The organism is Scytonema hofmannii PCC 7110 (assembly GCF_000346485.2).
Taxonomy (GTDB): Bacteria; Cyanobacteriota; Cyanobacteriia; order Cyanobacteriales; family Nostocaceae; genus Scytonema; species Scytonema hofmannii.
In genome coordinates this window covers 1365719-1379117 of the sequence record NZ_KQ976354.1, presented here as the reverse complement: position 1 = coordinate 1379117, position 13399 = coordinate 1365719, and the positions used below count along the sequence as shown (strand labels likewise).

The 13399-nt window shown below is 41.4% G+C and carries 14 protein-coding genes; 5 read left to right on the top strand and 9 right to left on the bottom strand.

Going from position 1 to position 13399, the window contains the following annotated elements:
* Window positions 1–52 precede the first annotated feature (52 nt).
* On the top strand, window positions 53–649 hold the full coding sequence (locus WA1_RS06015) for a hypothetical protein (RefSeq protein WP_148662628.1): 597 nt from the start codon (window positions 53–55) through the stop codon (window positions 647–649).
* 314 nt (window positions 650–963) lie between these two features.
* The gene (locus WA1_RS06010) at window positions 964–2130 is read left to right on the top strand and encodes a WG repeat-containing protein (RefSeq protein ID WP_017748105.1); all 1167 of its coding nucleotides are present in this window, start codon (window positions 964–966) and stop codon (window positions 2128–2130) included.
* A 177-nt stretch (window positions 2131–2307) separates the two neighbouring features.
* On the opposite strand, the gene iscB is transcribed toward WA1_RS06010, so the two are convergent.
* The 3 genes from iscB to WA1_RS61570 all read right to left on the bottom strand — a co-directional run bounded on the left by iscB (window position 2308) and on the right by WA1_RS61570 (window position 3876).
* The gene (gene iscB / locus WA1_RS52315; RefSeq protein WP_272819412.1) at window positions 2308–3012 is read right to left on the bottom strand and encodes an RNA-guided endonuclease IscB; all 705 of its coding nucleotides are present in this window, start codon (window positions 3010–3012) and stop codon (window positions 2308–2310) included.
* Window positions 3013–3040: 28 nt separating this feature from the next.
* Complete coding sequence (locus WA1_RS59440) at window positions 3041–3346, bottom strand: RRXRR domain-containing protein (protein ID WP_017748107.1); 306 nt, start codon at window positions 3344–3346, stop codon at window positions 3041–3043.
* Between the two features lie 254 nt (window positions 3347–3600).
* On the bottom strand, window positions 3601–3876 hold the full coding sequence (locus tag WA1_RS61570; RefSeq protein ID WP_419183610.1) for a DUF6932 family protein: 276 nt from the start codon (window positions 3874–3876) through the stop codon (window positions 3601–3603).
* Between WA1_RS61570 and WA1_RS05990 the strand changes: the two genes are divergently transcribed.
* The 3 genes from WA1_RS05990 (at window position 3794) to WA1_RS52310 (ending at window position 5429) form a co-directional block, all read left to right on the top strand.
* Window positions 3794–4696: a nucleoside hydrolase gene (locus tag WA1_RS05990; RefSeq protein WP_017748109.1), complete on the top strand. Its 903-nt coding sequence runs from the start codon at window positions 3794–3796 to the stop codon at window positions 4694–4696. The two genes, WA1_RS61570 and WA1_RS05990, sit on opposite strands and share 83 nt — an antisense overlap.
* Before the next feature lie 188 nt (window positions 4697–4884).
* On the top strand, window positions 4885–5205 hold the full coding sequence (locus WA1_RS05985; protein WP_017748111.1) for a hypothetical protein: 321 nt from the start codon (window positions 4885–4887) through the stop codon (window positions 5203–5205).
* Window positions 5206–5243: 38 nt separating this feature from the next.
* A complete protein-coding gene (locus tag WA1_RS52310; protein ID WP_201789071.1) occupies window positions 5244–5429 on the top strand; it encodes an ABC transporter ATP-binding protein in 186 nt (61 codons plus the stop codon).
* A 71-nt stretch (window positions 5430–5500) separates the two neighbouring features.
* Here WA1_RS52310 and WA1_RS05980 read toward each other — a convergent pair whose 3' ends face one another.
* The 6 genes from WA1_RS05980 to WA1_RS05955 form a co-directional block, all read right to left on the bottom strand.
* Complete coding sequence (locus tag WA1_RS05980; protein ID WP_017748113.1) at window positions 5501–6001, bottom strand: helix-turn-helix domain-containing protein; 501 nt, start codon at window positions 5999–6001, stop codon at window positions 5501–5503.
* Between the two features lie 23 nt (window positions 6002–6024).
* Window positions 6025–6408, bottom strand: a complete 384-nt coding sequence (locus WA1_RS05975) for a Uma2 family endonuclease (RefSeq protein WP_017748114.1) — start codon at window positions 6406–6408, stop codon at window positions 6025–6027.
* Window positions 6405–6770 carry a HigA family addiction module antitoxin gene (locus tag WA1_RS05970; protein ID WP_272819078.1) on the bottom strand — a complete coding sequence of 122 codons (366 nt, stop codon included), beginning with the start codon at window positions 6768–6770 and terminating at the stop codon, window positions 6405–6407. The genes WA1_RS05975 and WA1_RS05970 overlap by 4 nt, the downstream gene beginning before the upstream one ends.
* A 63-nt stretch (window positions 6771–6833) precedes the next feature.
* Window positions 6834–7121 carry a type II toxin-antitoxin system RelE/ParE family toxin gene (locus tag WA1_RS05965; RefSeq protein WP_017748116.1) on the bottom strand — a complete coding sequence of 96 codons (288 nt, stop codon included), beginning with the start codon at window positions 7119–7121 and terminating at the stop codon, window positions 6834–6836.
* 163 nt (window positions 7122–7284) lie between these two features.
* Window positions 7285–10017: an isopeptide-forming domain-containing fimbrial protein gene (locus WA1_RS05960; protein WP_017748117.1), complete on the bottom strand. Its 2733-nt coding sequence runs from the start codon at window positions 10015–10017 to the stop codon at window positions 7285–7287.
* On the bottom strand, window positions 10014–13370 hold the full coding sequence (locus tag WA1_RS05955) for a TonB-dependent receptor (protein WP_419183609.1): 3357 nt from the start codon (window positions 13368–13370) through the stop codon (window positions 10014–10016). The genes WA1_RS05960 and WA1_RS05955 overlap by 4 nt, the downstream gene beginning before the upstream one ends.
* Between the last annotated feature and the right edge of the window lie 29 nt (window positions 13371–13399).

Sequence of the window (13399 nt, the reverse complement as noted above, 5' to 3'; positions counted from 1 at the left end):
TTTTTGTGTCTCATGAATAGTTATTGTAGAAAACTTTGATTGTAGTAAAAGTATGATGAATACACGAGATAGCCACAACAATACAAATCAGTCAACAAACAATTCATTAGTAAGAATGACAATTTTAGGTGGGAGTGCTGTTAGCTTTCTGCTGGTTGTGCTCAGTCATCTGGGCATTTTGGCACAACTCTGTGATTTTGTTGGTTTTTCTTGTCCTGGTAAAAATATCGCCTTACCACCAAATTACAATCCTCCAGAATGGATAGGAACGAAAATAGAACACATAGAGAGCAGAGCATTACCTCCTAATAAGACTCCAACAACTATAGTTGAAATTGATAAATCTGGAGGCGACAATCTTAGTCTCAAAAACGTCGATCAGAATCTCTCAAAAATAGATAGAGGTCAGAAAAATAACTCTCAGGATTTCAAAGTTCATCTTAGGAGAGCTAAGGAAACTCAAACTCCTGTTTGTTTAGAAGTTTATGGAGAGCGAAATCGTGTAAAAAGTGAGTTCAAAAACATTATTCAAATCAATAAATTTCCCGATGCGGAAAAATATGACAGTCTCAGTCGAGACCAGCGCGATGAGGAATGTAAAAAACACAAAGATTCGCCTCTCTCTACTATTATGGATTCAAAACCGTAGCTTGTTCAATAGAGCGATAAGCACACTTGTGCGGCTTGCGCCGAAGCGTAATCGCTCGCTTAATGGCTTAAGCCATATCGCAACAACACTCAACAGGACGCAGTCAAAGAAAATTAACAAATGTTATCCACATCAACCTATTGTATTAGAGGTTAGTTTAGAAGCGCATACAGAAAAGTGTATTTTTCAAAGCCAGATTTGACATTCAATCCAACATAAAGTGTAGCTGCGTTACTTGGTGTTTTTTCTTATCTTAAGAATTAACGCGATCGCACTTACTACTAACAATATTAATAATCAGGGAAATAAAACTTATGCTACACAATCAACCACCTAAGAAACACCAACAGCAGTCAACAAACTTATGGAAGAATTTGCCCAACATCCTTAAAGGATGTGCTGCTATAATAAGAGCCATAAAATCAAATGGGAATGTAGCCTCCCTTACGGGGACATTAGTAGTAGTTGTCGTCCCCTCCACTGTACTGATAACTAAAGCTATTCCACCAGCCCCATCAACTCCCCCTCTATCTCAACAAATTAACTATAAGATTGAACCCAAATTTGAAATAGCAGGTGCTTTTTCTGAAGGGCTAGCACGTGTAAGAATTAATGGCAGGACAGGCTATATCAACCCCACTGGTGACATTGTAATTCCGGCAACTTTTGATGGTGCTCAAGACTTTTCTGAAGGACTGGCGCTAGCATGGACTTATGGTAAGAACAGGGGCTATATTAAGAAGAATGGAACATTCTCAATTCAACCACAATATGGAAAACATGCTGCTAACCAGTTTTCTGAAGGACTAGCACGTGTATGTCTTGTCAGCACTTGTGGTTATATCAACAAGAATGGTACATTTGCCATTGAACGGAAGTTTAGTGGTGCTGGTAACTTTTCTGAAAACCTAGCACCAGTAAAAACTGATGATAAGTGGGGTTACATCAACACAAATGGCACGATTGTTATTCAGCCACAGTTTGATGAAGCTCATAAATTTACCCAAAAACTGGCACCAGTAAAAACTAACGGCAAGTGGGGTTACATCGACACAAATGGCACGATTGTTATTCAGCCACAGTTTGATAATGCTGGCAGCTTTTCAGAAGGTTTGGCACCAATAAAAACTAACGGCAAGTGGGGTTACATCGACACAAATGGTACGATTGTTATTCAGCCACAGTTTGATGATGCTAAAGTCGATAGATATTCAAAATTTAGATGTGACCTTGCAGAAACGCCCAAAAATCTAAATTCCGGAAATTTAGGGGAAATGATCTGTCAAAATTTAGAAAACCGATATGGTTTTTCAGAAGGGTTGGCATCAGTAACGATCAAAGACAAGTGGGGTTATATCAACAAGGAGGGTGAGATCGTAATCCAGCCAAAATTTACGCGAGTTAGCAAGTTTTCTGAAAGGCTTGGAGCGGTATGCAATGACAACAAATGTGGCTATATTAGTAATCCCTTACAACAATAGGTGAACCGTCACGCTTTGTAAAAGAAGGCAGAAGTACGTATAGCCCTTGCGGGCATAGCCTGCGGCATCGCGTAGCGTGTCCGTAAGGACATAGGCAGACATGTGCATGAACCATACCCCAAAAAAGCCACAGAATCAACAGCCTAGCCTCTGCCTTTCTTCTGGTAAGTTACAGACTTACAGACTAACAAACTTCCGTTGTCCTTTACAACTAACACGTAATGGTTGACAAATACGCAACTTAACTATGGACGATGTTCCCACACATACCGAATCGATCCAATGGGCTTTTGGCAATCCACTTTGAATCCGAATCATTTTAGTAGATGCACCATCTCCACTGATTACTGGCAACTCAAATTGGTGTGCCATCTCAAATATGGCTTTACGAGTTGAATTGACGGCAGCAGCGTCTGACAATGACTTTTTTTGATGGGATTTAATTTTTTTGAGGATTTCCGGTTGCTCTTTGAGAAATTGTTCTACTGGTTGATTTCCCTTTTTTTGATTACATTTGTCGCAAGATAATGTGAGGTTTGAAAATCGATCGCTACCACCAAGCGAGCGAGAATGAATATGTTCTATTTCTAAGGGAACATCTGTTTTCCTGCAATAAACACACTCTCTTCCCCAATGTTCTAGAAGTGCTTCCCGTAGGGTGTAGCCCCATAACGTACCCTGCTGATATTCCATTCCTTCTATGTTTGGTGCCTCTATTTTTTCAAGATCGAATTTGACAGATTCAATTGCAATGGATTTAATGGGAGCAACCTTAAGCAATCGTTTTATCCATGTTTCTGTGGTTAATAACCTATGCCTTAAAGATGGTGCTATCCAACCATCTGGCTTTTGGCGAGCAAACCGTTTCTGACGATAGCGCAGTCTTCTGGATCTTCTAGAATGACGAACATTAGCTATGCTTGATTAATTCCATTTTAATCGCTAGACCTCGATGCTCTAATTCCATTGCCCACACGACTTCATTTTTCTTTAAGTCTACTAAGGAAATCGCACTCACTTTACTACCTGGGTCAATTCTAAGTTCTAAATATGGTTCTACATTTTCATCTACTTCTTTGTCCAGAATTAGAGTAAATGGGAATAATTTTAGTTTCTTAGCTTTGCCCTGTGCTTGAAGAATTCTAGCTCTAGCTGGAGTTGTTGGTTTGAGAATTTTGCCATTTTTACTTAAAACAAATATAGAGTTGGTAATCATTTGATTAACTCCCAAATGGGGTACGGTTTGCCTCGACACTGCTTTTAAACTTCACGGGTAAGGTTCGGTGTTGCGCTATGACAATGTAGCCATGTTCCTTCCTCGACGCTTGGGACTGGCATATCCCATTAAGTCATGATTTAAAAGCGGACTTAAATCCTTGCGGATAACGTAGAATAAACAGTTCTACGTTGAGTCTGGTGAAGTCAGTTAACCGAATTACTCGGTTTCACGTGCGTTTTACTTCGTTTTGTCTACTTCTCTCTTTGGAAAAACTCTATTGACATTGTAGACTCATCCACTGGTTGATCGGATGGATAGATTTCACCTCCATACCTAGCTTTTTGGGCAGCACTGTTATAAAAATTTAATAATAATCGCGCATTTTTCCTCAAATACTCAATTTCCACATCATCACGATCCCAACACATATCAAAATCTTGAGGATTGGATTCAGAGGTTACAAAACTTCCATTTAAATACGTAGTTCTACATTTAGCTGCTTTCAGTAGAGTTAATACTTCTTCAATTCCCTTAATTAAATTTCGTCGGCGTAGGTTGTATCCAAATCTTTCTGTAAATCCAGGAACAAGAGCGCAAGTAGGAGTTATTCGTCATATCCTGCATCTTCTCAACAAGGATGATGTTCCAGTCGGTGCGCGTAATCCAGATTCTATTAAAGATGTAGTTTCAGAATTTCATTACGAGTTTCTGGGAATTATTTCACCCAAGGAACCAGACGATTTTGCCCACAATCTTATAGCGACTATTATTAATTTATATCCAGATGTAGTGCTACTCACTGGCGCACCATTACACAATTTAAGGCTATTGCTGAAAAATTATCCTTTTGTAACAATAAAACGCTGGGTAGGACAAGGTGGATTTGCAGGAGATAGTGTTGTACCACCTGAATGGCGTCTACCTAAATTTGATGGACTCGAAACTTGTCTAACATTTAACTTCAATGGCGATCCAAAAGCAGCGTTAGCTTTGCTCTCTTCGTCGCGGGTTATGACTAGAGAGATTGTCTCAAAAAATGTCTGTCACGGAGTCATTTATCATCAAGGGTTTCACGAGTGTATGAAACCATTTCGGAATCACTCTGTCGGTCTCAATCTCATCTATAATGGTATGGAATTATACCTAAAGTGCCGACCAGAGGGAAAGATGTTTCACGACCCTTTAGCAGCCTGTATTACTGTAAATCGCAGTTTAGCACAATTTCAAGAAGTAGAGATATACCGCAAGGGTGGAGAATGGGGAGCGCATCGGGCTAAGAACACTAATACATTTATTACCGTCACTATCGACCACAACCAGTTTTTTCAGACATTGACACAGTCATAATGTTGCGTTGGAAGTATCACTTGATTAACGAAGGAAGAAGAAAGAAGAAAGAAGGAGCAACCTTCTTTCCTCTTCCCTCTTCCCTCTTCCTTATTTTGGTAAGCAGCAAGCAAATTGGACAAATTTTTGGAAAAAATCAGTAACTTTCTATAATAGACAATAGAGCAATATCATTTGGAGAAACAAATATGACTTTTGCAGAGCTTGATAGTCAAGAGTATATTGCCAAGAAAAGTATTGGTGATTTATCAGAGTCTTATGTACAAATGCTAGCAATTGATGAATATCTCAAAAATCTCTATAAAAAACAATTAATTGCAGGGTTTGAATACCGAGTCCTTAAGAATGAATCAGATGTCTATGACGAAGACTTAGACATTAATGCTGTCAAGAAAATTAACTTTGGTGCTTTCCCCTGTGTTTGGATTAACATTACCTACAAGACAGGACTATTCCCAAAAAGCGAACAAGTAGCTATCGAAGAAAAGTTTGCTTTGATATCACTCTAGGTATAGACACTCGCACAGAGGTACAAATCCAACAAGCCTTGAATTGCCTGATGGAAGGGCGTACCAGCTTTGTCATTGCTCATCGTCTCAGCACTATTCGCAACGCCGAGCAAATTCTGGCGATCGATGCTGGAGAAATTATTGAGCGCAGGACTCATCAAGAATTGATGGCAAAACGCGGCTTTTACTATAACCTTTATATGAGTCAGTTCAAGAATGGTTAACGCACGCGCCCTTGGAAGCCTCTCAACTATTCATCGAGTTAACTACAAATGATTTTAATGATTTAGAATTGTTATATGTGCTCGAATTGCCGAATTTTTGTTAGTTCACTGCTAAGAAAATTATCAATTTTTGACACAGCGGTACAATGCTGTAACTTGAGACCGAGAGCTTCGGCTACCTCAATTACATTATCAAAGCTAGCATTTTGGTAATCTTTCTTTTCATATTCTTGGAGTTTTTCTTCTGTTAATCTAGTCAGTTTAGCTAGTTCCTTAAGACTAATTTTTTGAGCAATTCTAGCTTTAACTAACATCTTTCCAATTTCGGAAAAGCTAAGATTTGAAGTTGGTAAAATCAAAGTTTCTTTAGGATTATGATCTAATAAAAATTCATATTCTGCTATTTCATCTAGCAGGTTTTTAATTTGAGCAAAGTAGGAATCAATGGTTAGCTGCCAACCGTCGGGATCTTTTTGCTTTTTCTCGTCATTTTGGGATAAGTGGATAATTGCTTGTTGAAATTTGCCTACCCAAGACTTAGTTACCTGATATTCAGGCTCATTTTTAATCATGGTTCCCACTCTCGTAAAATGCCTCATGCTGCTAACAATCGCTCAACAGTTAATGTCAATTCACAGAAAGTGTCCGAGACGATTTGCTGATTTCCGGTAAAGACGCTTGTCTCATACTGGTTGTCTATTAATACATGAACAGTTACCTTATTTTTGATTGGGTCAACTATCCAATATTCAGGAATTTTGAATGCAGCATACTCAAGTGGTTTCTTTTTATAATCTCGTTTTACCCTTTCGGGTTCGCCAGTCCCCTGCGACGGGAAACCCGTCTTCAGGGCTGGACTCACCGAGTCAGCGCTAACCACTTCCACTACTAGTAATGATGGTACTTCTAAAATGGCAGATTTACCTTTAATTGATTGTTGCTGCTCCGGAGTCAAAGGTTGATAGTCGCTTTCCTTCATGGTTTCTTGTCCACCACATCAAGCATCTCTATCGTGATGTCATCCGTTAAATAACTTTTCATTTCCAAATTAATAACCTTCACTTTAGACAAATCAGTAGATTGTCTAGCTTGCCATAGATCGTATTGCTGTTGCATATTCAACCATAGACCAACACTAGTATTTAGTGCCTTAGAGAGTCTTAGAGCCATAGCAGGACTTACCCCAGCCTTACCATTAATAATCTTGGACATATAAGCCCTATTTACTCCAATCAGTTCGGCAAACTTTGAGATACTAAGACCGTAAGGCTCTAAAAACTCCTCCTTTAAGACTTCGCCGATGTGTGGAGGGTCGTACATTTGTATTCTTTCTTTTGCCATAGGTTTTTACAATTAATTTTTAAGCCAAAGAGATTATTCATTTTTCCCGTTGACCACCACTATCTAATGGTAGTCAACGTAGTCTAGGACTTCAACATTCTTGTTTTCCTCGTCCCACTTAAAGGTCAATCGCCAATTTCCAGTAACCGAAATTGAGTAGCGATCTTTTAAATCACCTTCCAATTTATGAAACTTGAAATTGGGAAATTCCTTAAAGTCTTCCAGTTTTTCCAGAGCGTCTAGAAATAAGAGTCTAATTCTGAGCCTTTTAATATGGTCTTGTTTGACTCCTTCGGTTTTACCCTCTTTGAAAAACTGTTCTAATCCCTTATGTAAAAATGAAACAATCATAATCTTGACTGTATAGTGATTATATACAGTATATAAAGTTTTGTCAAGAAAATTTGACCTCTTGTGAAGGCCCCGGATACCTAACGGTAAAAATACTAAATTCGTAATTCGTAGTTGGACTTTTAATTACTAAGTACGTATAAGCGCATGAACCCACACAAGATTATTTAACTTTACCTCGGAAGCGGATGTAACCAAAAGAACTAAGAGGTGTACCGGAACCAGTCGCATTGGGTACATCGCCCAAGTTAACGACGATCGCACCATTACTATTAGCACCACCACACTCAATCTTAGGATAAACGGTTTTAGGATCTACCCCTGGTGGAAAGTATTGTCCAGCATCACCATCTTGAACATCTGTCAGGGAAACTGCTGTACCGTTATAGTAAAGCAAAATACCACGGTCAGCACCAGAAAGACCACCAGGTGCTGAAGACACACTGTTAAAAGCAGTGGGGATGAAAGTAGTATTATCGGGAACGCGATCGCACAACAAGACTTTTGGAGCGGGTGCATTGCCAGCAGACAGGAAATATATAGTATACTCCAATTCATTATTGGGACTTACATTTCCACCATTAACACCACCAATTAAGAAACTACTAGGGTTTGGCCATGCATTCGTATCTGCGGTAGGATACTGAGGGGGATTGGGAGCAAGATTTGGTTCTATGTCATTGTCATCGTAGGGATTCGCTGCTTCATTAATATAACCTCCTAAATTATCTCCTCCCTTAGAAGTTGTGGAACCATTAATAGCTGTAATTCTTTTAACTAGTAATATATTTGGTTTGTTAACAGTAGGAACAACAGTCAATAAGGTGGGATCGTCATCACCTGTTTTAGTAGGATCGTTACCTGTTTCAACACTATCATCTGAGTTTTGTGGAAATGGATTGCCAACACTCGGCGGATTAGTTGTTGCACCGGCTGAATTTGCATCGGTGACAACAGTTCCAATCGTTGCGGGACTATCAGGTGTGTTAAAACCAGCACTTGCTTGGTTGCTAATAGCAGTTCCATTATTATGGTTATTAATTGTAGCCGTCACCGTGACAGTAATAGTATCCCCAACGCGCAGAGTCCCAGAATTCGTTAAAGCACCAGAGCCATTGTAACTAGGGTTCAAAGTAATATTATTACCAGATGTTTTGGATGTTATTTCCGCACTCACAAAAGTCAACTGCGCTGGTAGTGAATCGCTTATCACAAAATTAGTCGCGTCACTCTTGCCTGGATCTAGGTTAGAATAAGTAATAGTATATTGAATGCGATCGCCTACCGTAACATTCCCACTGCCATCCGTGTCAGTTAAAAACCGCACAGATTTTGTACCCTGCACGTTTGCCTGGTTTTGAGTTGTAATAATTAAATCCGCAAAGACGGCTTCACCAGGATAGTAAGTCCAAGTATCTATGCCTTTAAAATCGCCGTAAGTACCACTAAACTCGTGCTGTCCTGAGGTACTGTCAATCCCAACGCTAGCATTTCGAGGATTTGTTGGGTTTCCAGGACCACTCAAGTCAACAGTAGTTCCATCTTTAGTTTTGTAGTTATCATCATTATAGTAAACCGTAAATTTATTAATACCTGCTGGAAAGGGACCCGGAGCATTCGTCATTTCAATGACAAATCCGCTAGGATTATTTTCAGCATCTAACATTGGGAAATGGTATTCTCCCGCACGCAGCCTAATTCTGGCGTGATAAGGAGCATTTTGAGGAAGGGGAAGCAAGTTGTTACCTTGTGCATCCTTACCGTTCCATGAAACAATATTCTTACCAGAAAGAGATACGTTCTGTAAGACCCTATCTACACTGGGGTCATAAATGTTGTCATTGTTAGTATCAATAATAATATCGTAACTACCCGAACTACTTGAATCAAAGCTAAAGTGACCTCCCGCTCCAACAAAAGTTTGATTTCCACTCGCGCCATTCTTACCAGTAAATTTAAAGTTAGTCGGTTTTGGTGGGATTAATGGTCCAGTAGGAATACCAAGAGATGCAAGAGTAGCAGGGTCGGGTTTATTGATAAAGACTACATGAGTCATATCAGTTGCTGTATCGGGAACATCTGGGCGCTGTACTTGTACCCCTCCTAAAAAAGGAGCAAGAGTATTACCAGCAGCGCGTGTAGAACGATAAAGTGTACTGTCGCCATCTTTGTATCCACGGCTATTGGCAAAGAAAATAAAGCCAAACGGATCTACCCCATTCATTGCAGTTCGGTAGAGGTAACCGTCTTTTGTTTGAATGAAGAAGTCAGAGTTCAGAGACAAACCATTTGTCCCCAGGTTAAAAGCCAAGTAATTGGTAAACACTCGCCCTGGTTTTACATTTCCTTGAGAATCTCTCACTGTGATATCCCAAGCGGCGACAGTTGATGTTTGAGTAGCATCTGTAGGAAAAGCCGCGTTTGTTGCTCTAGTTGGAGGATTTTTTTGGTCGCTTCCTAATTCAGGTGCATGAAACTCAACTTCATATACTCCTGTTTCTGTAGCGACAAAGCTACATGGATCGTAACCTCCAGCGTTTGGTAATGGTCCTGCTTGCTCTTTTGCTAACGTATCTATAAAGCCAAAACCCGTACTGAGTACATTACAAGATCCGTTTTGTCCTCCAAAAGGGCTACGATAGACAATATCTTGAACACCATTGGCACTTGTATGCACGCTAGAACCAAGGTTAACAGTCTCCCCAGCTTGAACATAGACTTTCAGCAAGGTGATACGCGTGATATTTGCAGTTTTTAAATTTGGCGACCACTCCAAATAAGGTCTGTGTCCGCCTTGAGAAACTAACTCTTTGGAACCTTCGGCTTGGGCTGGTTGTAGCCCAGTGGATAAGGCATATAATAACGAACACGAGAATAAAAGCGATACTTTCTTCATATTTTTCTCTCCCCCAGTTCCGCCTTTGCTTTCTTCAGCTTGTTTGTCACGGTTTGCACTGTTCCCGCTTTTGCTTTCTTCAGCTTGTTTACTACGGTTTGTACTGTAGATTCTCGATCTTGGCGAGGAGGTACTTTTTGTAAGCCAAAGCCATCAAAGAGTTCGTTCAACTTCAGAGTTAAACCCAAATAAGGACCTCCCGCACTTCGAGTTCCCGAAAAATCGCGATCGTCAATATTGCCAAATACGTAACCCGCAGATAACCGTAAGTTGGGAGTTAAATAATAGCCTGTTTCTATGACAAAGCCCGTTTCCGTGTAATCATTTTGATGAATCCAGCGAGTCTCTCCTACCAAGTCCATACTATAGCCCAAGCGGTAGGTAGCCCGCAGCTGTGCTAAATTTGTCATAGTCGTTCCAATCAGATCCTGCGCTAAGTAAGAAGTACTGTTGCGAAGGGCGTACTTTCCATAGAATTCCCATCTCCAGTTGGGTGCGTATATTGCTTCTGCTGCAAAGGTGTGGTCTTCAGACCCCGTACCGCTACCTAAAAGAATTGAGTCGGGAATTGTGGATGGATTTTTGCGATATTCGTAACGCAACAAAGCATTAAACTTGTCGTTGTTGGGGTCGCGATAAGCTAAACCAAGTCTCAAATTGGCTGTATCTCCCAACCCTATCAATTTTTGATTGGCAGAATTTGCTTGTTGATAGCGCAGGAGTGCTGTCAGGGCGGGGGAAAGTTTACCAGCTGCGGCTGCGGAAATCACGGTGTTGGAACCACTAGAGGAGGTGCGGTGTTCGTACCGGGCGCTTGCTTGAAATTTGGGATTGTCGGTATATTCCAAACCCACACTGTAACTATCACCGCTTAACAGCCCCAATGCAGATGCACTTTGACCGACTGCAAAGGGTTGAGCATACTGCACTCCCGCTCCGTTACGACCAAAGAAGTCACCAAAGACGTGTTCGTAAGCAAGATTTAACCGCAATCCAGGAGAAATCGTCCAGCGATGGTTTAATCCAACCGCACCTTGCATGGTCACTTCATTAGCACCACCTAAAATGGAGTAACGTCCCGTCAGAGTCGTATCTTTCCCAAGTTTGTGTTCGCCGTTAATACTCAAGTTGGTGATGGAGTTATCTTCAAACTGACCGCGAGTGTAAAACTGTTGAGTTAAACTTACATTCACTCCGGGAGTCACAGCCCAATTTAACCCTAAGATAGTCCTATCTGGATAAACAGTATCGGTGTCTGAGGAGAAAGTCAGTTCGTTCTGTGCTAAGAAGGTGAGGTTCTTTGCTAGGGGTAGAGTTAGACGCGATCGCAATTGGTCTGATTTGGTATTCTGGTTGTCAACAGCAATGCGGTCTTTGCGATCGCGATGCAACCAATCCACATCAACAGTTGCTTTACCGATCCTTTGTTGAATTCCCGCAGAAATGGTTGTGAGGGAGTTATCCACCTGAGTTCCAGGAATTGCTTGACTTCTTGGAGCAAACAATTCCTCAAAAGTATCTAAAGGTCGAGGTGCAACTCCAAAGTTATCCTCATGGTCGTATTGTACCCGCAAATTGGTACTTCGGGAAACCTGGCTTGTCAGTTGTGCTCCATATCGAGTTTGACCGGGAACAAAGCTGGTCGTCGCGTTGTTAGCAAATCCCGCATCCGCAAAACGATAATAAGCTCGTCCAAACAAACCCCTGGCAATTTGTCCTTGAGCTTCCACACGCGCCGCAGAACCACTGACTTTTCCCGTAACATCTGTATCGTTGGTGGAATGAGCATATTCTGCAATCAACTTACCTTTACTACCCAGAGAAACCTGTGCATCCGCACCATACAGTTCAAAATCCCGCACTCCTTGGTTTTCTCTGACATAGCTTGTTCCCACCCAACTTTCTTGATTGATTTTGCGAGACAAGTTATATTGCAGGCGACCTGCGTAAATACTGCTTTTACTATCTTGACTATCATATTGATAGGTAGTCACAATCCGGCGGACGAGAACTTGTCCGGTGTTGTCCACATCAGTACGCAAAACGGGTTGGCGGAATAATAATGTTCCACGGTCGTAGTCGATTTCGTAGTCAGGACCTCTAGAAAGCTGTTTGCGTTCCAACACAGTACCGGGACGGTTGAGTTCTTCCAATTCTATAAAGACGTTTTCGCTACCAGGAATCAGTAATCTTCTGGAAAGGAAGTAATAACCGCTAGTCCCGTCAGGAGGTAAGGTATCCCGTTGGAATCCTTCCACATTATTTCCGTAAAAACCCGTAACTTGTAAATTGCCTATGTTATAATTAGCTTTAAACCCATGAAGCTGACGTGTTGTAGCCGTAAATTGCTGGGAAGAACGCGCAAATTCCTCGGTGTTGTAGTCCCCCCACATGGCATAATCAGGGTTAGCATTGGGGATGCGTGGCGATCGCTCAAACCGCACGTAAACGCTATCAACCGAAGGTGTCAAGACATCAACTTGAGAACTATCACCATAAACTGGATAGGCTTGTTCGCTAAATTGATAGGTTCGAAAAAGACGGTTGTCGCAGTTACAATCTTCATTGAGGGCGCGATCGCTATTATAAGCACCAGTGAACAACCATTCTCCTATTGCTCCTGTAGCAAACACAGCAGAACGGACACTCAATTGCGTCCTGTTATCTTTATCAATAGGGAGAAAATCACGGAACCGTCCATAATAATCCGTACCTCTCGCACCCAGACGGACATCCACAACACCAGTCGCAATACTTGGACGCAATGCGGTCTCAAATTGCAACTGGGTATACGCTTCTAACTCCCCAGCTTTTGCTAAAATTCGTACCGTCTGCGCCTTCAACCCAGATTTCAGAGTTGCTGTAAATTCCCCACCTCGTGCTTGTACCTGAAATCCCGGTTGGTCTGGTTTGCTGTCAGCACCAATGAACTCACCAACTGTTGATGCTAAAGTGACAACAGCATCGCGGTTCGAGAGGTTCCCATTAGCGTCGAGCAATTGACCCCGGATTGTAGCCGTAGAACGTCCATCCGCAGGAATCCGAGATTCTACTGTCTCTAATTTTATCTGAGTTGGCGCTCCCTTAACTTGTACTTCTATAGTTGCTGTAGAGTCTTGAGCACCAATAGCCGTTGCTGCGATCGTATTTTGCCCTTCTTTTAAAGAAACACCATACCATGTTTGTGTCACCAAATTGGTCGTTGGATCGGTTTCTGTACGACCTACCAAAGAAGCGTCTACTAACTCACCATTCACCCGCAATTCCACCGTCGTATCTACAGAAAACTGCAAAACAACCGTTGTCGCCGGGACATCAAGGACAGCATCGGGAGTAGGAGTGAGGATTTTAATTGAAGATAGGGGAGAGGGGGAGAGGGGGA

Bases quoted from the DNA above. Each gene is read 5' to 3' on its own strand.
- WA1_RS06015 (WP_148662628.1), top strand. From the start codon at position 53: ATGATGAATACACGAGATAGCCACAACAATACAAATCAGTCAACAAAC.
- WA1_RS06010 (WP_017748105.1), top strand. From the start codon at position 964: ATGCTACACAATCAACCACCTAAGAAACACCAACAGCAGTCAACAAAC.
- WA1_RS59440 (WP_017748107.1), bottom strand. From the start codon at position 3,346: ATGATTACCAACTCTATATTTGTTTTAAGTAAAAATGGCAAAATTCTC.
- WA1_RS05985 (WP_017748111.1), top strand. From the start codon at position 4,885: ATGACTTTTGCAGAGCTTGATAGTCAAGAGTATATTGCCAAGAAAAGT.
- WA1_RS05980 (WP_017748113.1), bottom strand. From the start codon at position 6,001: ATGATTAAAAATGAGCCTGAATATCAGGTAACTAAGTCTTGGGTAGGC.
- WA1_RS05975 (WP_017748114.1), bottom strand. From the start codon at position 6,408: ATGAAGGAAAGCGACTATCAACCTTTGACTCCGGAGCAGCAACAATCA.
- WA1_RS05970 (WP_272819078.1), bottom strand. From the start codon at position 6,770: ATGGCAAAAGAAAGAATACAAATGTACGACCCTCCACACATCGGCGAA.
- WA1_RS05965 (WP_017748116.1), bottom strand. From the start codon at position 7,121: ATGATTGTTTCATTTTTACATAAGGGATTAGAACAGTTTTTCAAAGAG.
- WA1_RS05960 (WP_017748117.1), bottom strand. From the start codon at position 10,017: ATGAAGAAAGTATCGCTTTTATTCTCGTGTTCGTTATTATATGCCTTA.